Here is a 25,126-nt window from a genome sequence, read left to right as displayed (position 1 = left end):
TTTTCTAAAAGTAGCTTATAATTTTTCGGGATCCCTGCGTCTTTCTTTGAGAGGAGTAGATGTCTTGTGAAGTATGTAACTGTGGTATTGCCCATATTTGCAATTATGGGATTGGGATGGTTTTTACGGCGAATAAAAGTTATAAAAGGCGATGTGGGTAATTTAGAAAACGTTCTATATTGGGGAATATTGCCGGCCCTTCTTTTCAGGAGCATCTTTTATTCAGGAGGATTTGCGAAAGAGGATCTAAATTTATTATATGTTGTGTATGTTTCTTTTATTATCATGCCCGCTGTATCTTTTGTGATGTCTCCGTGGAAGAAAAATCCTCAAAGGCGTGGGGTTTCCCTCCTGACCTGCATGAGGTCTAATAACATTTATATGGGGATACCCGTTGTTTCTTTAGTAATGGGGGAGGCGGGGGTTACGGCAGCATCTAAATATTTAGGGATATCACTTGTAGGTTACCATATTTTTTCCGTTGCATGCGGACAGCTCGGCCTTTACGGTAAACTCAACTTTAATGCTGTCTCAAAGACGCTAAAGGAATTAGCAAGAAATCCCTTAATAATTTCTTGTATTTTTGCTACGGTGTGTTCGGAAATATTTCGCATCAGCTTGCCCTTATGGATTGACGAATCCCTTAAGATGTTAAGCAATTCGGCCACAGCATTGGCGTTGCTTGCGCTGGGAGCAAACATACGGTTAAGTGAAATGGGCGAATCCTTGAAAGAGACCTGGATCGATACCCTGATGAAAAACGCCGTTTATCCTCTTTTGCTTATGTTTTTATTTTTCCTCTGGCCGGTTGCCCATAACGTCCGAAACGCTGTTATACTAGTTTCTGCAATGCCTGTTGCTGTAAACACCTTCATTGTTGCCAAGGGCATGAATATGGATCATGACTATGCAGCCAGGCTTATCGCAACTAGCACTTTTGTTTCGTTAATAACCATTCCTTTATGGGTTGCTATTTTGTTTTAAATTATTGGCAAATGGGGAGTGATACTTCTATGGATATCAAGGTTTATACGAGCCCGTCCTGTCCGGCTTGTGAAAAAGTTAAAGAGGTTCTATCTGAAAAAGGGATAGGCTTTGAGGTGGTGGATATTAGTCGCGATAGAAATGCGGCTATGGAGCTTGTCAGACGAACTCATCAGCTAGCTGTGCCCGTGGTTCAAATTGGGGACAAGTTCGTGGTTGGTTTCAATAAAGATCGTCTATTGAGCCTCCTAGAGGACGAAGGGATAGTCAATATATAGATCGAGATTGCGGAGGGAATGAAGATGGCTCGAAATATTACACCACGAGAAAAAGATTATTCGCAGTGGTATCTGGATGTAATAAAAGCTGCNNACGAACGCTTCAAGGAGACGGGATATGTGAATGCCTATTTTCCTCTGTTGATCGCAATAAAGTAATTTTTTCTATTGACTTAAAATTCTTATATAGCATAGGGCCTCAAATAAGGAGGCCCTATGCTATTAATTTAACCTAGCATAGGTTAGTCAACATGACAATGTGTATAGTTTAAAAGCCAGGTGTCAATTGATATTGATCATTCCGTATAATGAACCAATTGTTTACAATATGGATAATTATTCTTGACAATGACAGATCGTTTTTATATCATAATTATAAATAATATTGATTTCCTTAGCTAAAATTAACTTTGCCTTGTTTAAAATCCTGTGACTTTATAGACCAATTTTATTCATATGGGAGCGTGCCAATAGTGTTAAGAAGCCAGGAGATTAGAAAGAAAGCCCCAGAAATGGATCCTTTGAGGATTGGTATGGGCTGGAAGTTGGAGGACCTATCTAAGCCGCAAATATTGGTGGAGAGCACCTATGGTGATAGTCATCCTGGAAGCGTTCATTTAAACCGTCTTGTAGAAATAGCATGTCAAAATATAGATGCTAATGGTGGAAAGCCTGCCAAGTATTTCGTCACAGATATATGCGATGGTCAAGCACAAGGGCACGATGGTATGAATTACTCCTTGGCTTCAAGAGAATATATTGCCAATATGATCGAAGTTCATGCTAATGCCACTCCATACGATGGTGGGATTTTTATAGCAAGTTGCGATAAGGCAATGCCAGCACACCTCAAAGCTGTGGCAAGATTAGATATTCCTTCGATAGTAATCTGCGGTGGTGTGATGAAGGCCGGTCCTAATATGCTTACTTTAGAAGAAATTGGTAAATATAGCGCTATGTACGAGAGAAAAGAGTTGTCTGAAGAGGAATTTAATTACTACAAATGTAACGCATGTCCGAGCTGTGGTGCTTGTTCTTTCATTGGGACGGCTTCGACGATGCAAATTATGGCAGAAGCATTGGGAATTGCCTTACCCGGGACAGCGCTTATGCCGGCCACATCTGGCGATCTCCTGAACGCAGCTTCCGAAGCTGGACGCCGCATCGTTGATTTAGTGTATAAGGGATTAAAACCGTCTAGCATAATGACTTTAAAGTCTTTTGAAAATGCAATCATGGTGCACGCTGCCATTGCGGGTTCTACGAACGCATTGCTTCATCTTCCCGCTATTGCCCATGAACTTGGAATAGACATTTCTCCAGATCTCTTTGACAAAATACACAGGAATATCCCCTATATTACAAACATAAGGCCAAGTGGTTTTTATCCAGCTGAGTATTTTTGGTATGCAGGTGGCGTTCCTGCTGTTATGGAGGAAATAAAAGATTTTTTAAATTTAGATGTTCTTACGATTACAGGGCTTCCCCTTGGGGAAAATCTTGAAAATCTTAAAAGATCTGGTTTTTACGAAAGATGCGACGAGTACCTTAAAAATACGGGCATCTCAAGGGCAGATATTATAAAAAAGAGCTTCAATCCAATTCGAAGCCAAGGCGCTATTGCCATTTTAAGAGGCAACATTGCTCCCGAAGGAGCCGTAGTGAAGCATTCGGCCATAGACGAGAAGATGTTGACAGCGGTATTGGTCGCGCGAGTGTTTGATTGTGAAGAAGAAGCTTTGAAAGCAGTACTAGACGGAAACATCAAACCGGGCAATGTTGTTGTCATAAGGTATGAAGGTCCAAAGGGAAGCGGCATGCCTGAGATGTTTTATACAACGGAAGCGATAGCTTCGGATGAAAAACTGATCTCTACCACTGCGCTAATCACCGACGGAAGGTTTTCCGGCGCCACTAGAGGACCTGCTATAGGACACGTCTCTCCGGAGGCAAGCGAAGGAGGCCCGATTGCCCTAATTGAAGATGGTGATTTGATAAAAATCGACATCCCCAATAGAAAATTGGATTTGATTGGAATAAATGGTAAGGCTTTGACTAAAGATGAAGTCGAAAGGGTACTGGCCGAACGTAAAGAACGATGGGAGAAACCTAAGCCCAGGTATACTAAAGGTGCGCTTGCTATATATACGAAACTTGCGGTATCTCCTATGAAAGGAGCCTATATGGAGTAATCACTTAAGACAAATATAAGCGAGGGAATTGCGATATGGATGCCTCTCATGTTGTAGGGTTGGACATAGGTACGTCAAGTGTAAAGGCATCAGTGTGGGATACTGCGAAAGAGCAGATCGTTTTGCAGCTTAGCGAGGGCTACCCAGCCTCCTTCGACCATCAAGGTCAGGTTCGCCAAGACCCGGAGGCGATCTACGAGGCTGTTGTTGGTATATTAAAAAATATTGTTGCAACATTAGAAAAACAGGCAAGTGGATTTAAATCCTTCATAGTCGTTCTGGATACTGCCTTGCACTCTCTGTTGTTTCTTAATAAGGAAATGAACCCAATCAGCGACATAATACCCTGGATGGACACGAGGGCCGATGCGATAGCCGTTGATATATTGAGGTCTAAATACTGTTCGGAGATCCATAAACGCACTGGATGCCCGGTTGATTCCGTTTATCCCCTATATAAAATTATATGGTTTGTCAAGAACGATGCCTCCCTAATGAATGCAGTTGGGAAAATTGCAGCCACAAAGGATTATCTGCTTTACAGATTGACGGGAGAGCATGTCATCGATTATTCAGTAGCATCGGGAAGCGGCTGTCTTGATACTTCAAAGAGAACTTGGGCAGATGACTTACTCTTAGAACTGGCAGGAGTGAGCTCTGCAAAGTTCCCCACCGTTGTCTCTCCTAGCCAAGTCCTAAAACCGGTAAATGATATTCAAGAAATTTTTAAAAGCTACAATTCAGAGATCGCCTTTCTAGTGGGAATATCTGACGCAGCAGCATCGAGCATTGGAACTACATGTTATGATTTTGATGCCTTTACAATTTCTATGGGTACAAGCGCTGCGATTCGGAGGATGTGCAAATCCCCCTTTAATGATTCCAATGTTCCCAATGAAGGCATATGGTGCTATATCGTTGATGAAGAAACCTATATCATTGGAATGGCCATGAGGAGCGGCGGTTGTGTTATAGATTGGTGGTTGAAGAACTTCTTACAATCTAATGATTACGATGAAATCACAAACGCATTGCGATCGATGCTAATTCACGATCAGGAGATATCAACCGAAAGCATGTTGCCCATCTTTATACCTGCCGTTTATGGCGAGAGAGTGCCTCGCTGGATACCAGATAGAGCTGGTGCATTCATTGGATTCAAAGGTGCTACAACGATAAATGACGCAACTAAATCGGTAATGCAAGGTATTGCCTTTAACCTCAAGAGAGTTTTCGAGTCGGTTAAAAATTATTTCAATAGCCATGACAATGGGTCGTTCAGAGTCGTTGCAACAGGAGGTATGTGTCAAATAGAAAATTGGCTAGGCCTTTTGGCAAGCGTACTTAATTGTTCTATGACCGTTCGAGAGAGTAAATATGATGCCTCTGTTGGGTTGATAATGTTTTATCTTAAGGACAGAGCTTCTGCTGTGTTTAGAGCGATGTCTGCGAATAGTTGTATCATTTCCCCGGATAGAAAAATAAGCTTGCATTGCAATTCCGCATACTCTAAATGGTTAAATGAAATGATATCAATAGAAAAAAATATTTATGCAAAATACGGCCTTAATTACTATCTATGAAAATAGTTTTAACTCGGGAGGCGTTATTGTATTGAGAAAAGTGCTCATTAGTACCCGAACTTTTGGAAGATACTCTGATGATCCTGTAAATTTACTTAAAGAAAATGATTTCGAAATTATAAACGTAGATGAGAAAAATATTATTGATCATTTAGGGAATGCTGATGCCTTAATAGTTGGAACAACACCTATAACTGCAGAAATGCTAAGAAAATCAAAGCTTAAGATAATAGCTAAACATGGAGTTGGGGTAGATAACATAGACCTTAAGGTTGCTACCGAATTGGGGATACCAGTTACGATAACCCTTGGGGCAAACACTCCGTCAGTGGCAGAGTTAGCTTTAGCGTTTATTCTTGCTCTTTCAAGAAACGTCGTTGCAGCACACTGCGAGGTGTTTCAAAAACAATCTTGGCCTAATGTTGTGGGCATGGAAATCGGCGGTAAGATATTAGGTTTATTGGGCTTTGGACATATTGCCAGGCTATTAAACGAGAAGGCTCAGTGTTTGGGGATGAAGGTCATGGCTCATGACCCCTTCGTAAAAAGAGATGATATTATAAAGGCAGGCGTAACACCGGCTGACTTTGACGAGATCTTTAAAGAGGCCGACTTTATCTCGGTGCATGTACCATTAACTTCGAAGACGAGGAACTTAATAGGAGAACGAGAGCTTAGGAATATGAAGAGGACTTCTTTCCTCATTAATACAGCCAGGGGTCATATTGTGAATGAAGAAGCACTGGCTAGAGCCTTAAAGGAGAATTGGATTGCGGGGGCAGCATTGGACGTCTTTGCTGAAGAGCCGCTGAATCCACAATCGCCTCTTTTGGAATGTCAAAATATAATTGTTACTCCCCATATTGGAGCACATACTAAAGAAGCTATCTATAGGATGAACATGATGGCAGCTCAGGCTGTTGTTGATTTCTTTAAAGGGAACATTTCCGCCAGTATTGTCGTCAATCGAGAGGTCGTGTCAAGGGCTGTAAATACAAGGGGGATAAGTCATGAAAGTTAAATATTATGATTTCGCGGAAGCCATGATTCCAGATGAAAGAATTAAGGCAATACTAGAACCGCCCCATGGCCAGCAGATAAACAGAGAAACCTTTGAGAGGGATTTGCATCGTTTGCTTGAGGAAAAGCTAGCATCTAAATTATCAGGCGTAAGAAATTTATTAATTTTAGTTGATGATATCACCAGGCAAACCCCTACTTCCTGGATCTTGCCTATAGTTTTGGATCATGTCGCTCGCTTTGGAATTCCTAGCGAGAAAGTTGATATATTGGTCGCAACGGGTACACATCGCCCCATGAGCTTGAAGGAACAGATAGAGAAGTATGGTGAATCTATCGTCAATGCGGTAAACATTAAATTTCACGATTACAAGAATGATGTAGTAAATATAGGCAACACTCGAAGCGGCATCCCGGTAATGGTTAACAAACTAGTCTTGGAGCATGATTTCATCATGGGTGTAGGAAGCGTTATACCTCACAGGGTAGCCGGTTTTAGTGGTGGTGGTAAGATTGTTCAGCCTGGTATATCAGGAGAAAATACTACAGGCTTAACGCATTGGTTAAGTGCTAAATATGAAGGGCGGGAGATTTTAGGAAAGGCTGACAATCCTGTGCGCAAGGAAATAGAGGAAATAGCGGAATTCGCGGGTCTAGATTTTATCATTAATGTTGTTCCCGATAGCCAAGGGAATCCAATCAAGGTTTTCGCTGGCGAGCCCAAGCCCACCTTTTATGAGGCTGCTCAGTTTTCCAGAGAATACTTTTCTGTTAAGTCGTCAAAATCGAAGATAGTAATAACCGATTCTTTTCCTGCTGACTTAGAGCTATGGCAGGCCGCCAAGGGCGTATACTCTGGAGATCTCGTACTGGACGAGGGGGGGGCGTTGATATTGGTTACACCTTGTCCTGAGGGAGTTGGCGTAGAGTTTGGTAATTTAGTTCAAAGATACGGTTACAAAGGATACGAAGACGTTAAAGAGCTGGTAGAGAGCGGGGAACTTGATAATCTCATAGTTGCTGCACATTTGGTTCATGTAGGACGTGTTATAAAGGACAAAGGTGTGGGGATTATTTTATGTCCTGGTATAGAAGCTGAGGTTGCAAAAAAAATAGGATTTATTCCTGCTAATAATCTTAAAGAAGCTTTAGGTATTGCGGAATCCTTTGTGGGTGGAGATGACATAATTCTGTGCAAATGCGGGGGAGAGCTTTTGCCGATAGTGGATTGATAGTATGCGTCAAATACTCCTTCCCCAGAGAAGAAATTGTAGATTTAACCAAGTAACGTATTGAGATTAGTTTGGCAGGTGACGGAATATGGAGGCTTTAATCGGAACATTTCAAGTGGGCATGAGTATTCTCTTTCAACCTTTAAATTTTGTTATTATGGTGGTAGGTATCTTGTGGGGTATTATCTTTGGTTCTATACCTGGTCTTACAGCTACAATGGGTGTTGCTTTAGCAATTCCCATTACTTATAGCTTGAGGCCTGAGACGGCATTGATATTGCTTACCAGCATATTCGTAGGTGCCATATCGGGTGGTTTTGTCTCTGCGGGCTTAATTAATATGCCAGGAACGCCTTCATCCATTGCCACTACATTTGATGCATATCCCATGTCAAAGAGGGGAGAAACCGCACGAGCCTTTGCACTAAGCCTGGCATCCAGCTTTTTAGGGGGAATAGTGGCTGTTTTTCTCATGATTATAGCAACATACGGCTTGGTGCAAATTGCGCTTAAATTTGGGCCATTTGAATATTTTGCTTTGGGTATACTGGCCTTTGCCGGATGCATGGGAATGATGGAAGGCGGCCTCATTAAAAATGCCATTGGGATAATTATCGGCTTACTGTTGGCATCAATTGGTGCTGACATGTTGACAGGTGTAGGTAGACTGACATTTGGGATACCGGATTTGATAGCTGGTATCGACATCTTGCCCTTGCTTGTTGGAATGTTTGGCATTTCCGAGGTTCTTGTAGCAATAGAGCAAAGAACACAGAATGTGGTGCCCCTGGAAGCCAGGAAGTCCAAGATGGGTATCAAGGTTTTTATGGAGGCAATTAAAACTGTCCTGTTTGAGCAGCCGATCAATTTTATTCGTTCTTTGTTAATAGGTTTTATAATAGGCGTCTTCCCTGCAGTTGGCGGCGCAACGTCATGTGTTGTATCCTACGGATTTGCCAAATCGTCTTCAAAACATCCTGAGAAATTCGGTACCGGAATTCCTGATGGCATTATTGCCTCTGAAGTGGCAAATAATGCCACTGTCCCGGGAGCTTTGGTACCTTTGTTGTCTTTAGGGATTCCAGGGGATGCGACTACTGCAATGATGATTGGTGGATTTATGATCCACGGTTTATTTCCTGGGCCACTATTGTTTAGGGATACCCCGGAATTGGTGTACACGATATTTGCGGCTCAGTTTGTAGGAACGATAGTGATGGTGATCATGGGCCTTTTGTTGATGGGCTTCTTCATAAAGGTACTTAGTATAAAATCTTACTATTTGTTCCCCATTATCACGATTTGCATGGTTATAGGTGCCTATGGATTGTATAGTAGGTTTTTAGATATATGGCTGATGTTGGTCTCTGGAGTGATGGGATATCTTTTCAGAAAAATAAATCTACCTATTGTTCCCATTATCACAGCTTTCGTGTTGGGGCCCATTATAGAAAAGGGCTTACGTCAAGGGCTTGCCCATTCAGGTGGCAGTATAATGCCTTTGTTCATTAGGCCTATTTGCGTTATCCTCCTTATCGGTGCGGTATTCTTGTTCTTGTTGGGCATATACGTGAACACAAGACTTGCTGCCAAGTTGCAACCTGGCAAAGCGCAAGAGCAATAATAATCAAGTATTAGGGGGTGTAATGATGTTTAAGAAGTGCATTTTGGTTGTTCTTTTGTTGTCAATCGTTGTTGGCCATATGACTGTAGTTCCAAAGGCTGAAGCAAAAGATGCCTATCCGGAACAAGCCGTTACAGTCATCGTCCCTTACTCAGCTGGAGGAGCTAGCGATGTCGCAGCTAGGTTGATAGCTGAGTTTTGGAAAAAGTACACAGGTCAAGAAATGGCCATCGTAAATGTTGTTGGAGCAGAAGGTGCCGTAGGAGCAAGGCAAGTTAAGGGAGCCAGACCTGACGGCTATACCGTTTTATGGTACCATCAGGCAATTTTGGGCAATCTTTACTTGGGGGTAGCAGATCTTAACTGGACCGATTTTGTCCCTGCATGTGTCGTGACGAAGACATCAAGGGTTACGGCTACCAGACCCGATATGCCATGGGAAAACCTGAAGGATGCCATTGAAGACGCTAAGGCCCATCCTGATAAATACGTTTATGGTACGGGTGCTGGTGGAATCGCTTATCTTGAGTATGCCGCTGTGGAAGCTGCGGCACCAAAGGCCTTTCGCGTAGTTCCTAACGAGGGTGGAGATGCTCAAAGAATAGTAGCTTTACTCGGGAAACATGTCGACTTGATACCTGTTGGGTTGGTGTCGCTGGTATCCTATATTAAGACGGACGAGATCAAAGTATTGGCCGTTCATGATAATGAAAGGGATGAGTTCATTCCTAACGTTCCTTGTTCTGCCGAGCTTGGCTATTCCGACCTGGTATTTCCTATGACCAATACGTTTTTCTTCCCGCCTAAAACTCCTGAATCTGTTGTATCTAGCTTTAATGCAATAATGAAAAAGATTATCGATGACCCTGAGTTCAAACAAAAGCTTGCAGATATGGTTTACGCCGTTCCATTTTTCAAAACAGGCGACGAATTGGTAGAGTTTTGGCAAGAACAAGAGGTTACCTATAAGAAGTTAGCCGAATATATTGTAAATAAAAAGTAACACTGTTTACCATCGGTAGGGAATAACGTTATTTCCTACCGATGGTAACGCTAGCCTCTTTCTTTTAAAATCAATGCTTGAAACTTGGCGCATTTGGGGGTTGTTGTGTATGAATGAGCGGAAGTTGGATTTAATTGCCTCGATCTGCTTCATTATTGTCGGAATAATATTTCGGGTAGAGGCCGGGAAAATTCGCGCGCTGAGCTTTGGATCTTTGGGAGGCGATTTCTTCCCCAAGACCATATCCAGTTTGTTAATAATTTTATCGGTTCTGTGGTTTGTAACTGCTCTTAAATCGTTTATTAAATATAAAGGTAACATCAAAGCCAGCACTAATGTCGAAGCAAAAAAAGGAAATTCGAGAAAGCAGACTATCTCAATAGTAATATACTTGTTGTTGTTTTGCTTGCTGGTATATCTTCTTGATACTATAGGTTTTATCTTGTTTTCCCTTTTATTGTCTCTGTTAACCTATGCATTTTTAAAAACAGATTTGACCAAAAAGGGTTTTGTATTTGGTATATTGTATTCGATTATTACAACCGCAATTATGTGGTTTGTATTTGTTGAAGCATTGGGATTGGTAATGCCAAGGTCTCAGTTTTTCTGATTGCGGTATAAGATCTTTTTAAGACACACCCCATCTCTTTTTCAAACGTTCTAGGCGCTTTGAAAGATCAGACAGTCTATTTTGCCATGCCAGAGCAAAGGGACGATATTGTAGGAAATCCTCATCGCCTTGTCGGCCCAAGATAGGGCTGCCTTTGCATCCTTTAGTTTATGTTCGTATATCTTTAAAATCTCCACGGTTACGTTTATCTTTCTGTACTTAGTTTGTCAAATCAAGTGCAACGCTTTTGGCCATCCTGATGAAGTATTTCTAAAAAAAGCTTCCAGAGGAGTTTTTCAGCCAAGACACTTTCAGGGTCTATCGTTAAGAAGGCGGACAGCTGCGTCCACATCCTTATGGCTAACTTGAGTCATGCTTTTCCCCTTGGGGAAGAATTGCCGAAGCAGTCCATTCGTGTTTTCCTTCGTTTGTTACTCGCTCCCAGGGGCTGTTAGGATGGGAGAAGTAGACTTTGGTTCCCAGGGCATTTCCTATTTTCTGGTGTCGGGCAAATTCTTTGCCCTTATCGAAAGTAATGGTTTCGCAAGGTTTGCCTTCCAGAAGCTTCGTGACAACTTCTGAAAGGGGATCTGCATGCTTTCCGGAGAGTTTCCCCGCCAGAGTGACAAGGCATCCGGTTCCATGTTTTCCGAGCACTCGGCATTCCAGGTAACGTTTTTGAGCACGAACTCCACTGTATCCAGATAGGACTCCGTTACGGGAGAGCTTTATGCTGATAGTGCTTTTATGACAGCCTACTTCGTCGGTTATGTCTGCATAACTCAGTTTCTCCTTCAGGGAGAATATCTTTTCTCTCTGTTCTGCGGTAAAATGATGGTAGCTCATGGCAGGGGCTTTTTCATCAATAGGTTTTGTCCAGAAACAATATTAACTAAGTGTTCTGCTGTGGGCTATTCTTTTATACTTAAATCTTGGGAATCTTAGCCCCGTTGCACTTGTAGTTTACATCTAGCGCATAAAATATACTTGGGTAGATATGCTGATAAAGGTGGCTGTTTACCTACTTTTAGTATTGTTATTGTTTTTTTGTGTGGCCGATTGCCCATAACGTCCGAAACGCTGTTATACTAGTTTCTGCCATGCCTGTAGCAGTTAATACGTCTATAGTTGCCAAGGGGATAGGCACGGATCATAAGTACGCAGCAGAACTTATTGCTACAAGTACATTTATCTCCATATTGGTAGTTCCAGTATGGGTTTACATTTTATTTTAGGACAATAGAAGCGAGGAGTGATTTTGTAATGCATATCAAGGTTTACACCAATCCGACATGTCATGCCTGCGAGAAGGTTAAGGAAATCATGTCGGAAAGAGGAATTGTGTATCAGGTTGTTGATATAAGCCGCGATAGAGAAGCAACCATGGAACTGGTCAGGCGTACCCATCAATTGAGCGTTCCTGTAGTTCAGGTAGGAGATAGGTTTGTAATCGGATTTAACAAAGAGCGCCTCATCGACCTTTTGGAGGATGAGGGGATCGCAAGTCTATAGCGCTAGATTACGGAGGGATTGAAATGGCACGAAATATAACGCCCCGCGAAAAAGATTATTCGCAGTGGTATCTGGATGTAATAAAAGCTGCTGAGATGGCCGACTACGCCCCGGTGAGGGGGTGCATGGTCATCCGACCTACGGGGTATGCAATATGGGAATCCATACAAAGCCAACTGGACGAACGCTTCAAGGAGACGGGGCACGTAAATGCCTATTTCCCACTCTTGATTCCCAGTTCTTTCTTGGAGAAGGAGGCAAAACACGTTGAGGGATTTTCTCCAGAGTGCGCTGTCGTTACTTACGCCGGAGGCGAAGAGTTGGAAGAACCATTGGTTATAAGGCCCACTTCGGAGACGGTAATTGGGCACATGTACAGCAAATGGATACAGTCGTGGAGGGATCTTCCCATCCTGATAAATCAATGGTGTAACGTTCTTCGCTGGGAAAAAAGGCCGCGGCTGTTTTTGCGCACTTCTGAGTTTTTGTGGCAAGAGGGGCACACTGCCCATGCGACGAAAGAAGAAGCCCTCGAAGAGACTCTTCGAATGTTGGAAGTTTACCGTTCTTTCATGGAAGAGGTTTTGGCTCTTCCGGTGCTTACGGGTGAGAAGTCGGAAGGAGAAAGATTTCCAGGAGCGGAAAACACCTATACCTGTGAGGCCATGATGACAGATAAGCGCGCACTGCAGGCCGGTACAAGCCACTTTTTAGGGCAAAATTTTGCAAAGGCCTTCGATATAAGATTTCAGAATAAGGATGGGGAATTGGAATACGCCTGGACGACAAGTTGGGGTGTTTCCACGCGTTTGATAGGTGCAATTATCATGACTCATGCCGATAACGATGGCCTTGTATTGCCCCCAAATGTTGCGCCCGTTAAAACTGTAATTTTACCGATAACTCCTGATCAAAATCTGTTACAGGAGAAAATATTGCCCGAAGCACAAAAGATCTCGGAAAGTCTTAAGAAAATTTTAGGAGCAAATCGGGTTGTTTTGGATACACAATTTCATATGAGACCGGGCGATAGGTTCTTTTATCATCTTCAAAAGGGCGTTCCTCTGCGATTGGAGTTGGGAGAAGCAGAGATGAAGTCATCCCATTTACGTGCTGTAAGACGGGATACTGGTGAGGTGGTAAACATATCCTTCGATGCTGTAGAGAGAGAAGTTCCCAGGCTTTTAGAAAATATACAGAACACATTGTACCGGAAGGCAAGATCTTTCAGAGAGGAAAACACCTATCACGTGACTTCCTTTGAGGAATTTAATGAGGTCTTAAACAAAAAAGGAGGGTTTATCAAAGCATACTTTGCCGGCTCTCCCGAGGACGAGAAGGCCATAAAGGAAGCAACCACCGCTACCATACGATGTTTCCTGTTAAACGAGCCAACTGAGGGAACGTGTTTTTATACGAAAAAAAGGGGCGGCAAATTAGCCGTATTCGCCAAGGCCTATTAGCGATATGGGAATATTCTGGTATGTGCAATAGGCGACAGATGGTTTTATGCATAATTTAAAGCTATTGCAAGCCTCGATAATAATTGAGTCTATTGTCATGCGTGTATTATCATATAGTTAAACGCTATCTAATATTTCCCTTGGGGGGAGAAAGATGCTTACGGAGGCAAAGGTTAAAGCTGTTACGATAAGGCTTTATAAAGGAGATATAACTGAATACGATGGGGATGCCATAGTCAATGCAGCGAACAATCACCTTTGGATGGGTTCTGGGGTTGCTGGAGCGATAAAGAAAAAAGGAGGTGACGCAATAGAGAAAGAAGCAATCTCCGAAGGGCCGGTAAAAGTGGGGGAAGCAGTGGTTACTGGGGCCGGAAAACTGAAAGTTGACTATGTAATTCATGCTGTGGTGATGGGCCAAGATCTTAAAACAAATGAGCGGTCGATAAGAGAGGCTACTCAAAGCGCGCTAATGCGTTGTGACGAATTGAAGATCGAGCGCGTTGCCTTTCCGGCTTTGGGTACGGGCGTTGGTTCCATCGACTACGAGACATGTGCGGGGGCAATGTTGGAAGAAATGATGTATTACATTGAAGAAGAGGATACATTGCTAAAAGAAATTGCCATATATCTATATGATGATAAGGCCTATCAGATTTTTGTCGAAGCACTAGTAAAAATTGTTTCCTGAAAAGCTACTTAAACTATTGGGAGGTGGATTAATTGTCACAGCAAGAATCTCAGAATGGCATCGACAATGTAGGACAAAGGAGCAGAAAAGAAACGTTAAGCATACTGTTAGGTGCCGCATTTTTGATGGCCACATCCTCGATAGGTCCGGGGTTTCTTACGCAAACTGCGGTCTTCACCAACCAGCTCAAAGCCTCTTTTGCCTTTGCTATTTTGATTTCCATTATCATTAATTTGATAGTTCAGCTAAATGTATGGCGAATATTAGCCGTATCTAAGATGCGTGCCCAAGACGTGGCAAACAAAGTCCTTCCCGGTCTTGGATATTTTATTGCCTTTTTAGTTGCCTTGGGCGGTTTGGTGTTTAACATAGGAAACGTTGCCGGAGCATCTATGGGTTTAAATGTAATAGCAGGGATACCTATTGCATGGGGAGCAGTTATTAGTGCCAGTATAGGCATCATAATATTTTTATACAGAGAAATGGGACGAGCTATGGATCAGTTCACTAAAATACTTGGTTTTATCATGATAGCTTTGGTCTTATATACAGTCTTTGTTACTAAGCCGCCTGTTGGGGTTGCGACTAGAGAAGCTTTCATGCCCTCTCAAATCGATTGGATGGTCATCATTACGTTAATCGGAGGCACCGTCGGCGGGTATATTACCTTTTCAGGGGCCCATAGGCTTTTGGACGCCGGAATATGCGGTGTTGAGCATATCAAGGACGTGACGAGAGGAGCAACTAACGGCATCGTAATAACAGGTATCATGAGGATACTCCTGTTTTTGGCAATCCTTGGCGTTGTATGGGCAGGTCACACCTTAGATCCGCAAAATCCTCCGGCCTCTGCTTTTAGGTTGGGGGCAGGCGAGATTGGCTATAGAATTTTTGGAGTGGTGCTTTGGGCTGCCGGGATCACATCCGTCGTAGGTGCTTCTTTTACGTCCATATCTTTCTTGCAGACTTTATTTAAGGGAATTCAGAAGAATAATCGTTGGTGGATCATAGGATTCATCGTTACTTCTACTGTGGTCCTGATTACAATAGGTCAACCCGTGACGCTGTTGATCTTCGCCGGTTCGGTCAACGGATTGATCCTTCCTTTGGCTTTGTTGTCGGTCATGCTCGCAGCCCACAGAAAGGATATCATTGGAGAGTATCGACATCCTAAATGGTTAACCGTTACGGGGTATCTCATGGTGGCCATTACGTTGTGGATGGGCATTACTTCGCTGGGCAGAATATTTACTATGTTTGGATAGGATTGTTAAGGGCGGAAGGCGCTAATAGCCTTCTGCCCTTTATATTAGGGCATTAAGGGGTGTGTTTAATTGGCCGAATATCTTGAACCCAAGATCATGTGCGCCGGTGATAGTGCGGTAGTTATTGAATTCGGGGACAGTATAGATATGAAAATCAACGCCAGGGTTCAACAGCTTCGCCGATACATTGAAAACTCACATCTTTACGGCATTGTGGAACTGGTCCCAACATACAGGTCCCTGGCAATTTATTTTGATCCTCTTGCCGTAGGCGATATAGGCCTCTTCTTTGAAAAGCTCAAAAGCATGGCCCAAAGGACCAAAGGAGAAATTTCCAAAGGAGGACTTGTCATAGTAATTCCCGTCTGTTACGGTGGGGAATTTGGGCCCGATATGGAAAATGTTGCAAGCCATACGGGGATTTTGGAAGAAGAAATTATACGCAGGCATACAGCTCCGGATTACTATTGTTATATGTTGGGTTTTACGCCCGGCTTTTCCTATTTGGGAGGGATGGACGAGAGCCTCGCTACTCCAAGGTTGAAGGAGCCTCGAAAGGTGATTCCCGCGGGAAGCGTGGGAATAGCGGGAAAGCAAACCGGCATATATCCCATAGACAGCCCGGGAGGATGGCAACTGATTGGAAGGACTCCCTTGAGGCTTTTTGATCCTCAAGGCGAACAACCTTTTTTGATCGATGCCGGTATGTGGGTTAGATTTAAAAGCATCGACAGAGAGGAATACGACGAAATTGCATCCGAAGTAGCCTCGAGAACTTACAAGCCTGCAATATTGCAAAAAAGCGGTGATGTTGCATGATATTAGAAGTGCAAACTCAGGGATTGCTGACGACCGTTCAGGATTTAGGCCGATGGGGATATCAGGGAAAGGGGATGCCGGTGGCGGGGGCAATGGATCCACAGGCCCTGCAGATAGGGAATATATTGGTGGGAAACGATCCTAAGGAAGCTGCTTTGGAGATTACGGCCATGGGACCTAAATTGATTGTGACGGAAGGGGAAGGGCTGATTGCCTTAGTTGGAGCGGAGCTGGGGTTTAATATTAACGGTGTCGGTGCGCCTATGTGGCAATCGATTAGGGTAAAATCCGGTGACGAAATATCTGTCACTTCACCCAAGGGAAGAGGTTGCAGAGCCTACCTTTGCTTATCGGGCAGCATCGATGTCCCGATGGTAATGGGAAGCAAATCTACCTATCTAAGGGCAAAAGTAGGCGGCTTGGAAGGGCGCCCTCTTAAAGCACAAGACAAGCTTTCCACGGGTCCTCTTAAACCCTTAACATGGCAGACGGCCGATTTTCAATGCCCCGAGCATCTGAGACCGGACAGAAGCGAAGATTCTCCATTGCGCGTGGTCTTGGGGCCACAAGACGATGCCTTCACGGAAAAGGGAATCAGGGCTTTTTTGGAATCGGAGTACACCATAACTAACGAGGCGGACAGAATGGGTTACAGACTTGAGGGGCCGGTGATAGAGCATAAATCCGGAGCGGATATTATCTCAGATGCAATCCCCTTAGGGGCAATTCAGGTTCCCGGTCACGGCAAGCCTATATGTATGTTGGCCGACAGACAGACTACTGGAGGCTATACGAAAATAGCAGTGCTTTGTACCCCCGATATAGCTAATTTAGCGCAGCGAATGCCGGGACAAGGGGTACGTTTTAAGTCTATAACCCTTGAAGAATCCATAGCTGCCGTAAAGGTCGAAAGGGAGCAGATAGAAGAGCTTTTAAGGCTTCGAGCTTCATACAGGACTCGCAAGGTTTTTCCCGGAGAGGGAACGGTCAGGAAAGAAGCTTATCGCATGAGGCTGAAGATTCAAGAAGTGACTTATGATGTGACCGTTGAAGAGGTCGATTGAATTCTGTAAAGATGTTCTGAGGAGGTGTGTTTCATGTATGCCATAGATTTAAACAGCGATCTTGGTGAAAGCTTTGGGGCCTGGAAAATGGGCAATGACGATGCTGTATTGCAGTTCGTCAGTTCTGCCAATATAGCCTGTGGCTTTCATGCCGGGGATCCCGTAGTGTTGCTTTCAACAGTGAGGGCTGCCAAAGAAAAGGGTGTGGCCATAGGAGCCCATCCCGGTTATCCCGATTTAATTGGCTTTGGACGTAGAAATATAGACGTAACGCCAGATGAAGTATATGCCTACACTCTGTATCAGATAGGTGCCGTGCAGGCGGCATGCAATGCGGTGGGAGTTAAGCTGCAGCACGTCAAAGCCCATGGGGCTTTATACAACCAAGCAGCCAAAAATCGTGCACTCGCTGTCGCCATAGCACAGGCTGTCAAGGATGCAGGCCAAGGTTTAATTCTGCTGGGACTGGCTAATTCTGAATTCGACAAGGCGGCAGCGGAAGTTGGGGTGCTCTATGCAGCGGAGGCCTTTGCCGATAGAGCTTATCAAGCGGATGGCACGTTGGTGCCGCGCAAAGTCCAGGGTTCCATGATACATGACGTCAGCTTGGCTGTAGCTAGGGTAGTTCGCATGGTTAAGGAAGGCAAAGTCGAAACCATAGACGGTCATGTCGTAGACCTTAAACCACATTCCATATGTTTGCATGGAGATTCGCCCAAAGCCGTTCAGATGGCCACCGAAATCAGAAAAGGCTTGCAAGCGGCAGGCATAGAGATAATGCCCATATCAGAGGTGATTAGACGATGAAAGCCATAGATTACGCCTCAAAGAGTCCCAAAGAAGTCAGACAGGCGATCAGAAATAAGGAGTGGACGGGTCCTACTGCCGGGATGGCCAAGGGGCACGTGCAGGCAAATCTGGTCATATTGCCAAAGGATTGGGCATACGATTTTCTCGTGTTTGCACAGCGTAATCCGAAACCTTGCCCAGTGCTGGATATAACGGAACCTGGGGATCCCGAGCCCAAGCTTGTAGCAAGGGGAGCCGACCTTCGCACCGATTTGCCCAAGTACAGGGTTTGGGAAAGAGGCGAATTAGTTGACGAACCTACAGATATTATCTCTTGTTGGAGAGATGACCTTGTTGCCTTTTTGTTGGGTTGTTCCTTTACCTTCGAATCCGCTTTGCTTGATGCCGGAATCCCTGTGCGCCATATCGAATGCGGCTGCAACGTCCCGATGTATATAACGAACATCCAGTGCATGCCGGCCGGGAGGCTTTCCGGCCCAATGGTAGTTAGCATGAGGCCCATTCCCGCTCATCAGGTGCCAAAGGCCGTCTTGACGACGGGACGTTTTCCCGCAGTTCACGGATCTCCCATACACATTGGCGAGCCCTCTGTCATAGGGATAAAAGACATAAACAGACCCGATTTTGGCGATCCCGTTCCTATAAACCAAGGAGAGGTTCCCGTCTTTTGGGCCTGCGGCGTTACTCCTCAGGCAGCCTTGATGGCAAGTAAGCCACCCTTCGCGATAACCCATGCACCGGGCCATATGTTCGTATGCGACCCAAAGGATTCCGATTACGCCATATTTTAAGGAGTTTTTATAAGGAGCGAGATCTTTTTATCCTCGCTCCTTTTTATGTACGAAGAGAAGGGTCTTTGGGTATGATCAGGCGTTTAAGGTTGCAAAGCTGTTCTCAGGGCATCGATGAGTGCGGATGTAAAGACCGATACTTCGTTGACGATGGCCTTTCTTCCCATATCAGCCTTTTCAGAGATGATATTCACTATTGCGCTTCCTATTACTATTCCGTCAACGTAGGGCTTTACTGCTGTTATTTTATCGGGGCTGTCTATGCCGAAACCCAAGGCAAGGGGAACGGAGACATGGCTTCTTACTCTCTCCATGTAGGATTTTATCCCTTCTATGGGTCCTCTTTTATCTCCCGTTATGCCAAGGAGAGACACGCAGTACAGGAATCCCCGTGCTTTGCTTCCGATTTGAGACAGCCTTTCTTCTTTGGTGTTTGGCGTTACCATGTAGATGGGGCACAGACCCTTTTCAGAGCAAATATCGTAGAATTCTTTGCCTTCGTCGAAGGGAAGATCGGGTATTAGAACGCCAGAGACTCCGCAGGAGAGGGCATCTTCGATGAAGCTTTTTTCGCCGTACTTCATAATGGGGTTAAAATATCCCATTAAGACGATGGGTGTTTTGACGTCCCTTAACTCTTCCAACATCTTAAATATCCTCGATATATTAGTCCCGCCGGCTAATGCGCGCTGGGATGCCGCCTGGATAATCGGTCCGTCTGCAAGCGGATCTGAGAAAGGCATACCCACTTCTATAATCCCCACCCCTAATTTGTCCAGCTCTCCTATGATCTCGGCAGTCGTATCAAGGTCCGGGTCGCCGGCTGCTATGTAGGGTATGAGTATTTTGCCGGCATCGAAAGCCTCGTTTAATGTCTTCATAATTACATCTCCTCCTCGAAAAGTTTTCCCTTTATCGCTTCCATATCCTTGTCTCCTCTGCCGGAAAGGCATAGGACTGCGAGCGTTCCCGGCTCGATGTTTTTGTGTTCTCTCACTAAGAATGCAAGGGCATGGGCGCTTTCTAACGCTGGGATAATGCCCTCCGTTTCGCATAAGAGCTTGAAGGCTTCTATGGCCTCGTCATCTGTGGCATGGGTATAGTGAACTCTGCCAGTCTCATGATAAAAACTGTGCTCAGGACCTACCCCCGGATAATCCAAGCCTGCCGATATGGAAACTGCAGGAACAATTTGGCCGTTCCCGTCCTGAAGGATATAAGAGCGCGATCCGTGCAACACGCCAACGCTACCTCCCGTGAGTGCTGCGGCGTGCTGCCCTGTTTCTATTCCGTATCCTGCTGCTTCGACTCCGACCATCTTCACATCTTTATCGTTTACGAAGGGATAGAACATTCCCATGGAGTTGCTTCCCCCGCCGACACAGGCAACCAAAAGGTCGGGAAGGCGACCCTCCTTTTGCAGTATTTGTTCTTTCGTTTCATCTCCTATTACGCGTTGGAACTCGCGCACCATCATGGGATAGGGGTGGGGGCCGACGACGGAGCCTATGACGTAGTGAGTGGTCGACACGTTTGTTACCCAATCTCTTATGGCTTCGTTGGTGGCATCCTTGAGCGTCATCGTACCTGAAGTAACTGGTATGACCTCGGCTCCTAAAGTCCTCATCTTGTAGACGTTTAGGGCTTGGCGATGCATGTCTTCCAATCCCATGTAGATGTGGCATTCAAGGCCAAACTTGGCCGCCGCCGTGGCCGTGGCCAGGCCATGTTGTCCTGCGCCGGTCTCGGCTATTATCCTTTTTTTGTTCATGCGAAGAGCCAGAAGGATCTGTCCCAGGACGTTGTTGATCTTATGAGCTCCCGTGTGATTTAAATCCTCGCGCTTGAGGTAAAGCTTGATGTCGCCAAGGTGCTTCGAGAGGCGATCGGCAAAATAAAGCGATGTCGGTCTTCCGGAATAATCCTTCAACAAATATCGGTATTGTGCCATAAAGGCCTCGTCGTTTATGGCTTTGTAAAAGGCCTCTTCCAATTCCTCCAGGGCCGGAATTAGCGTCTCCGGTACGAACCTTCCTCCAAATCTTCCGAAATATCCTTTAAGATCCAATTTTATCCCTCCTAAAATTTATATTTCCAGTTTTTTAACTTTTCCATGAGTCCGTAAATTTTCTTCTCGTCTTTAATTCCCGGAGAAGATTCGACGGCGCTATTAACGTCAATTGCATGTGGATTTACAAATTCGATGGCCTCTTCTATGTTTTCTGGCCCTATGCCGCCTGCCAGTATAAAAGGTTTACCCGGGTCAAGGCCCTTGATTATTCGCCAATCGAAAGTCTTGCCCGTCCCTCCCGAAAGGGGTCCCGCTTTAGCATCGAATAGAAAAAAATTAGCAACATGGGCATAACGAGATATAGCCTTGAGGTCTTTTTTATCTTTTAAGGGTATGGCTTTAATCGTCTTTAGGGGGCAATCATATATGAGGTTTGGATCTTCTTGGCCGTGGAACTGGACCATATCAAAGATTTTGGACTTTATAACTTCATTCAAAAATTCAATTGTCGGATTTTTTACTACAGCCACGACTGAAACGAAAGGCGGAATGCAGCAGGCCAGTTCTTTCGCTGTGTCTAAATCTACTTTCCTCGGACTTTGTGCCAATATAAAGCCGATTGCATCTACTCCCGCCCTCAAAGCGGCCTCTACATCATCTTTCCTGGTCAGTCCGCAGATCTTTACCCTCATAGTTATTCCCCACCTAGTAAGGACCTAATGGTCTTGTCTGGAGAAGAAGAGCGCATCAAAGTTTCCCCGATAAGAAGACCGTCGAAGTTCAGTTCCTTTAGCCTTTTTACATCTTCCTTTGTCTTCATTCCGCTTTCTGCTACTACCTTCCTGTTGCTTTTTGGGTCGAGCTTTTTGAAAAAAGACATAAGGTGCTCGCATCGGTTGACGTCAACGGTCATGGTTTTCAAGTTCCTGTTGTTAAACCCTATTATCTTGGCATCGCATTTCAGGGCTGTTATCAGTTCTTCTTCGTCGTGGACTTCCACGAGAGCTTCCATTCCAAGTTCATTGGCTAGATTTAACAAATCCCTTAATTTCTTCTCCTCTTCGATCAGAGAGACGATCAAAAGAAGGGCATCAGCCCCTGCAAAGAGGCTTTCGTAGACTTGAATTTGGTCTATAATGAAGTCCTTTCGGAGAACGGGCAGAGAAGTCGTCCTTTTGGCCTCTTCAAGCATGCCTATATTTCCCTTGAAGAAACACCTTTCAGTGACTACCGAAATAACACTTGCTCCTCCCATCTCGTATTGTTTGACTCGCAATGGGACATTGATATCTTCCAAGATCGTGCCAGCGCTGGGCGAGGCCCTTTTGATCTCGGCAATTATTGAGATGCCAGGCTTGTCCAATGCTGCATAAAGCGATCTTTTAGGGGCCTTGAGGATTCTCAGTTCTTTAGTTTTTTCTCTTGCAATTTGATTAAGTATCATGCAGCCTCACCGAAGCTATTTGTGAATTTAACGATTCTGTACAGTATATCTGCAGCAAGGCCCTCGTCTATAACCTTTGCGGCGAGCCTTATTCCTTCGGCGAGATCGCCGGCTGCTCCGACAACGAAAAGGGCAGCACCTGCATTCAGCGTAACTACGTCCCTTTTAGGGCCGCGTTCCTTGCCGTTTAAGATCTCTAACGCAATTTTTGCGTTCTCCTTGGGTGAGTTGGCCAATAAGCTTGTTATGGGAGCTTTTTTCAATCCTACGTCTTCAGGAGCGAGGTAAAATTCTTTCATTTGTCCTCCCTTGAAATAGACGACGTGATTCGGGCCGCTGAGAGACAATTCGTCCAGTCCTCCATGGCCGTGAACCACCATTCCGCTTTTAAGCCCCAGGTTCATTAGGACCTCTGCAATCGGTCGAGTCAGAGAATCGTCATATACGCCCATTATCTGGTAGTTTACGAAGGCAGGGTTGCTTAAAGGGCCAAGTAGGTTGAAAAGCGTCCTGATGCCCAGTTCCTTTCTGGTTCTGGCCACGTTTTTCATAGCTTTGTGAAAGTTGGGAGCGAAGAGGAATCCGTAGTTAACCTGAGATATTGCTTCATTAATCATTTCAGGAGATGACAAAATTTTAATTCCTAAAGCTTCAATCAAATCGGCGCTGCCGCTTTTACTCGAAACGGAGCGGTTTCCGTGCTTGGCCACAGGAATTCCGGCGCCGGCTACTACGATAGACGCGATAGTTGAGATGTTAAACGTGCCCACCCCATCTCCGCCCGTGCCGCAGGTGTCTATGGCCGTAGAGGGGGCGGTGACTTTAGTTGCCTTTTCCCGCATTACCTTTGCTGCGGCAGTGATTTCCTCGACGGTTTCTCCTTTGCTTCTTAGAGCCACTAAAAACCCCGCAGACTCTATTTCGGTGGCGGTGCCGTTTAGGATTTCCACCACGGCTTCGTGCATCTCTTCGAAAGATAGGTTTTCTCCCATGGTAAGTTTTTCAATGTAGTTTTTAAGCATTGCTATCCCTCCTGTTTTTCGCAATTTTTAAAGCTTCGATCAAGCCTGCTGCTTTGTTTTGCGTCTCTAAAAACTCTCTTTTCGGGTCGGAAGCTGCGACTATTCCGGCTCCGGCCTGAATTGTCAGCCCTTCATCGGTTTGCATGAAGGTCCTGATGGCAATACTCATCTCTAAGTTGCCATTAAACCCCATATATCCTATTGCGCCACCATAGGGACCTCTCGAAAAGGGCTCCGCCTCGCCTATAATTCTTATGGCGACTTCCTTAGGCGTTCCCGTTACCGTCCCTGCCGGGAAGGAGGCTTGCAGAGCCCGGGTTGCGCTGATATCAGGTCTGAGCTTCCCTTCTACTTGAGAGACAAGATGCATGACCTTGCTGTACCTTTCCACCTCAAAGTACTTAGAGACTTTGATGCTTTCCCTAAGACATATTTCCCTGAACTCCTCCATTGAGAGCTCCAACAAAAGCAGGTGCTCCTCCCGTTCCTTGTCGTCAAACAACATCTCCATCTCGAAGAAATTGTCTTCATCGAGGTCTTTGCCTCGCCGCCTGGTGCCTGCTATCGGTCTGGTGACGGCTACGCCATTTTTGATCCCTAAAAGAAGTTCCGGAGAGGATCCGATCAGGCTTTTCCCGTCGAAATTCATGATGAACATATAGGGGGAGGGGTTAACGGTTTTTAATGTTTTGTACAACGAGAGAGGGCAGAAAACGTCTTTGGATTTGATTTGTCTTGATAGGACGACCTGAGTTGCCTCGCCCTTTTTTATTCGTTCCAATACTTCGGAAACCATGCTTATGAAGTCTTCCTTCGACGGGATGGACTCTAACTTGAAAGGCACGTTTTCATATCCCTGAGCTTCAAAGGCCGTTTCAAAGTGTAATTCATCAAAGAACGCCCTTTGGTTGGAAGAAATAATCTTTCCGGTGGTCTTATCTGCAACGCAATAAATCCCTGGCTCGAATAAAAAGGCATCGGGGAAGGGAGAAGATGAGCACGAGTCCGATATAATGTCATATCCTATGTATCCTAAAAGTCCTCCGTCGAAGGGCGCGTAGTTGTTCGGACAGGGTCTCTTTTCTTTAAGGTATTCATCTACTATTTTGAGGAAGTCTCTTTTTGGGAATTTGCTCTCTCTCCCATCCAGGTCTAATACGATGGTTTCGTCTTTTTTAGCTTGAAAGATTCTTTTTGGAGAAGTGCCAATAACGATATAATCATTGAATTCCATCAAAAAAGATGGTTCGTAGTATTTCAATATCTCGTATAAATCCCTTTTATCTTCGGCTATTAAGTTATCGTATGGTGATTTGAGGTTTGTATTGTCCGAAACTGTCGCCAGTGATTTTTTTCTTTGCACATACATTTCCCATCACTCCTCATATCAGTAAAATTAATCTCTAAAAATAAAACCGGAGAGTCCTCTTTAGAGGGCCCTCCGGTTTTATTACACCTGGGTATAAAGAGAGGGCCACGAAGACCGATCCTTGTGGGATCTGCCTCCCTGGCCCTCTTTAAAATTTATCTAGGCCACGGCAGGCAGACTCAGCGAGCCTGCCACCACCAATTATTGTTCTTTTTATTGAGATCATTGAGTATTATCATATTGCTATTGCCCCTTTCGTCAGGTTGGGTAGAATTTATCATGGCCTGATAACAATTGTCAAGTGGTAAAAACATTTTGACCGCGTCAAGTTTTTGTAGG

26 protein-coding genes are annotated in these 25,126 nt (G+C 44.7%); 18 read left to right on the top strand and 8 right to left on the bottom strand.

Going from position 1 to position 25,126, the window contains the following annotated elements:
• Positions 1-66 precede the first annotated feature (66 nt).
• The 9 genes from B3N34_RS03445 to B3N34_RS09835 all read left to right on the top strand — a co-directional run bounded on the left by B3N34_RS03445 (position 67) and on the right by B3N34_RS09835 (position 10,526).
• Positions 67-984: an AEC family transporter gene (locus tag B3N34_RS03445; RefSeq protein WP_286974983.1), complete on the top strand. Its 918-nt coding sequence runs from the start codon at positions 67-69 to the stop codon at positions 982-984.
• Positions 985-1,013: 29 nt separating this feature from the next.
• Positions 1,014-1,262 carry a glutaredoxin family protein gene (locus tag B3N34_RS03440; RefSeq protein ID WP_286974980.1) on the top strand — a complete coding sequence of 83 codons (249 nt, stop codon included), beginning with the start codon at positions 1,014-1,016 and terminating at the stop codon, positions 1,260-1,262.
• Positions 1,263-1,735: 473 nt separating this feature from the next.
• Positions 1,736-3,454 (top strand): dihydroxy-acid dehydratase, encoded by a 1,719-nt coding sequence (gene ilvD, locus B3N34_RS03435; protein WP_286974978.1) that lies wholly within the window; start codon positions 1,736-1,738, stop codon positions 3,452-3,454.
• 35 nt (positions 3,455-3,489) lie between these two features.
• A complete protein-coding gene (locus B3N34_RS03430) occupies positions 3,490-5,037 on the top strand; it encodes a gluconokinase (protein ID WP_286974976.1) in 1,548 nt (515 codons plus the stop codon).
• 40 nt (positions 5,038-5,077) lie between these two features.
• Positions 5,078-6,058 carry a phosphoglycerate dehydrogenase gene (locus B3N34_RS03425; RefSeq protein ID WP_286975017.1) on the top strand — a complete coding sequence of 327 codons (981 nt, stop codon included), beginning with the start codon at positions 5,078-5,080 and terminating at the stop codon, positions 6,056-6,058.
• Positions 6,048-7,289 (top strand): nickel-dependent lactate racemase, encoded by a 1,242-nt coding sequence (gene larA, locus B3N34_RS03420; RefSeq protein ID WP_286974974.1) that lies wholly within the window; start codon positions 6,048-6,050, stop codon positions 7,287-7,289. The genes B3N34_RS03425 and larA overlap by 11 nt, the downstream gene beginning before the upstream one ends.
• Before the next feature lie 88 nt (positions 7,290-7,377).
• Positions 7,378-8,913 (top strand): tripartite tricarboxylate transporter permease, encoded by a 1,536-nt coding sequence (locus B3N34_RS03415; protein ID WP_286974972.1) that lies wholly within the window; start codon positions 7,378-7,380, stop codon positions 8,911-8,913.
• 25 nt (positions 8,914-8,938) lie between these two features.
• Entirely contained in the window at positions 8,939-9,916 is a 978-nt protein-coding gene (locus B3N34_RS03410) for a tripartite tricarboxylate transporter substrate binding protein (RefSeq protein WP_286974971.1), read from the top strand.
• Positions 9,917-9,989: 73 nt separating this feature from the next.
• Positions 9,990-10,526 (top strand): tripartite tricarboxylate transporter TctB family protein, encoded by a 537-nt coding sequence (locus tag B3N34_RS09835; protein WP_414632099.1) that lies wholly within the window; start codon positions 9,990-9,992, stop codon positions 10,524-10,526.
• Between the two features lie 50 nt (positions 10,527-10,576).
• On the opposite strand, the gene B3N34_RS03405 is transcribed toward B3N34_RS09835, so the two are convergent.
• On the bottom strand, positions 10,577-10,723 hold the full coding sequence (locus tag B3N34_RS03405) for a hypothetical protein (RefSeq protein WP_213698705.1): 147 nt from the start codon (positions 10,721-10,723) through the stop codon (positions 10,577-10,579).
• 163 nt (positions 10,724-10,886) lie between these two features.
• Positions 10,887-11,372 (bottom strand): hypothetical protein, encoded by a 486-nt coding sequence (locus B3N34_RS03400; protein ID WP_286974967.1) that lies wholly within the window; start codon positions 11,370-11,372, stop codon positions 10,887-10,889.
• A 254-nt stretch (positions 11,373-11,626) separates the two neighbouring features.
• On the opposite strand from B3N34_RS03400, the gene B3N34_RS03395 reads away from it, so the two are divergent.
• The 9 genes from B3N34_RS03395 (at position 11,627) to B3N34_RS03355 (ending at position 18,941) form a co-directional block, all read left to right on the top strand.
• A complete protein-coding gene (locus B3N34_RS03395; RefSeq protein WP_286975015.1) occupies positions 11,627-11,761 on the top strand; it encodes a hypothetical protein in 135 nt (44 codons plus the stop codon).
• Between the two features lie 28 nt (positions 11,762-11,789).
• The gene (locus B3N34_RS03390; protein ID WP_286974965.1) at positions 11,790-12,038 is read left to right on the top strand and encodes a glutaredoxin family protein; all 249 of its coding nucleotides are present in this window, start codon (positions 11,790-11,792) and stop codon (positions 12,036-12,038) included.
• Between the two features lie 23 nt (positions 12,039-12,061).
• Positions 12,062-13,501, top strand: a complete 1,440-nt coding sequence (gene proS / locus B3N34_RS03385) for a proline--tRNA ligase (RefSeq protein WP_286974963.1) — start codon at positions 12,062-12,064, stop codon at positions 13,499-13,501.
• A gap of 154 nt (positions 13,502-13,655) precedes the next feature.
• Complete coding sequence (locus tag B3N34_RS03380) at positions 13,656-14,192, top strand: macro domain-containing protein (RefSeq protein ID WP_286974961.1); 537 nt, start codon at positions 13,656-13,658, stop codon at positions 14,190-14,192.
• A gap of 32 nt (positions 14,193-14,224) precedes the next feature.
• Positions 14,225-15,457 carry an NRAMP family divalent metal transporter gene (locus B3N34_RS03375; protein ID WP_286974959.1) on the top strand — a complete coding sequence of 411 codons (1,233 nt, stop codon included), beginning with the start codon at positions 14,225-14,227 and terminating at the stop codon, positions 15,455-15,457.
• 96 nt (positions 15,458-15,553) lie between these two features.
• A complete protein-coding gene (pxpB, locus tag B3N34_RS03370; RefSeq protein WP_414632100.1) occupies positions 15,554-16,276 on the top strand; it encodes a 5-oxoprolinase subunit PxpB in 723 nt (240 codons plus the stop codon).
• On the top strand, positions 16,273-17,340 hold the full coding sequence (locus tag B3N34_RS03365) for a biotin-dependent carboxyltransferase family protein (protein ID WP_286974955.1): 1,068 nt from the start codon (positions 16,273-16,275) through the stop codon (positions 17,338-17,340). Before pxpB ends, B3N34_RS03365 begins: the two co-directional genes overlap by 4 nt.
• A 33-nt stretch (positions 17,341-17,373) precedes the next feature.
• Complete coding sequence (locus B3N34_RS03360; protein WP_286974953.1) at positions 17,374-18,147, top strand: LamB/YcsF family protein; 774 nt, start codon at positions 17,374-17,376, stop codon at positions 18,145-18,147.
• Entirely contained in the window at positions 18,144-18,941 is a 798-nt protein-coding gene (locus B3N34_RS03355; protein WP_286974951.1) for a putative hydro-lyase, read from the top strand. Before B3N34_RS03360 ends, B3N34_RS03355 begins: the two co-directional genes overlap by 4 nt.
• An 83-nt stretch (positions 18,942-19,024) precedes the next feature.
• Here the strand turns inward: B3N34_RS03355 and trpA are convergent, their stop codons facing one another.
• The 6 genes from trpA to B3N34_RS03325 are packed head-to-tail and all read right to left on the bottom strand — an operon-like array spanning position 19,025 to position 24,787.
• The gene (gene trpA / locus B3N34_RS03350; protein WP_286974950.1) at positions 19,025-19,822 is read right to left on the bottom strand and encodes a tryptophan synthase subunit alpha; all 798 of its coding nucleotides are present in this window, start codon (positions 19,820-19,822) and stop codon (positions 19,025-19,027) included.
• A 2-nt stretch (positions 19,823-19,824) separates the two neighbouring features.
• Positions 19,825-21,009 (bottom strand): tryptophan synthase subunit beta, encoded by a 1,185-nt coding sequence (gene trpB, locus B3N34_RS03345; protein WP_286974948.1) that lies wholly within the window; start codon positions 21,007-21,009, stop codon positions 19,825-19,827.
• A gap of 11 nt (positions 21,010-21,020) precedes the next feature.
• A complete protein-coding gene (locus tag B3N34_RS03340; protein WP_286974946.1) occupies positions 21,021-21,644 on the bottom strand; it encodes a phosphoribosylanthranilate isomerase in 624 nt (207 codons plus the stop codon).
• 2 nt (positions 21,645-21,646) lie between these two features.
• Positions 21,647-22,396 (bottom strand): indole-3-glycerol phosphate synthase TrpC, encoded by a 750-nt coding sequence (gene trpC / locus B3N34_RS03335; RefSeq protein WP_286974944.1) that lies wholly within the window; start codon positions 22,394-22,396, stop codon positions 21,647-21,649.
• The gene (gene trpD / locus B3N34_RS03330) at positions 22,393-23,418 is read right to left on the bottom strand and encodes an anthranilate phosphoribosyltransferase (protein ID WP_286974941.1); all 1,026 of its coding nucleotides are present in this window, start codon (positions 23,416-23,418) and stop codon (positions 22,393-22,395) included. The genes trpC and trpD overlap by 4 nt, the downstream gene beginning before the upstream one ends.
• Positions 23,411-24,787: an anthranilate synthase component I family protein gene (locus tag B3N34_RS03325; RefSeq protein ID WP_286974939.1), complete on the bottom strand. Its 1,377-nt coding sequence runs from the start codon at positions 24,785-24,787 to the stop codon at positions 23,411-23,413. The genes trpD and B3N34_RS03325 overlap by 8 nt, the downstream gene beginning before the upstream one ends.
• Positions 24,788-25,126: the final 339 nt, after the last annotated feature.

Origin of the sequence: Acetomicrobium sp. UBA5826, assembly GCF_002433005.1 — a bacterium.
In the GTDB taxonomy this organism is placed as follows: Bacteria; Synergistota; Synergistia; order Synergistales; family Acetomicrobiaceae; genus Acetomicrobium.
Note: the sequence above shows the minus strand (reverse complement) of the source record. Positions and strands in the feature narration are given on the sequence as shown.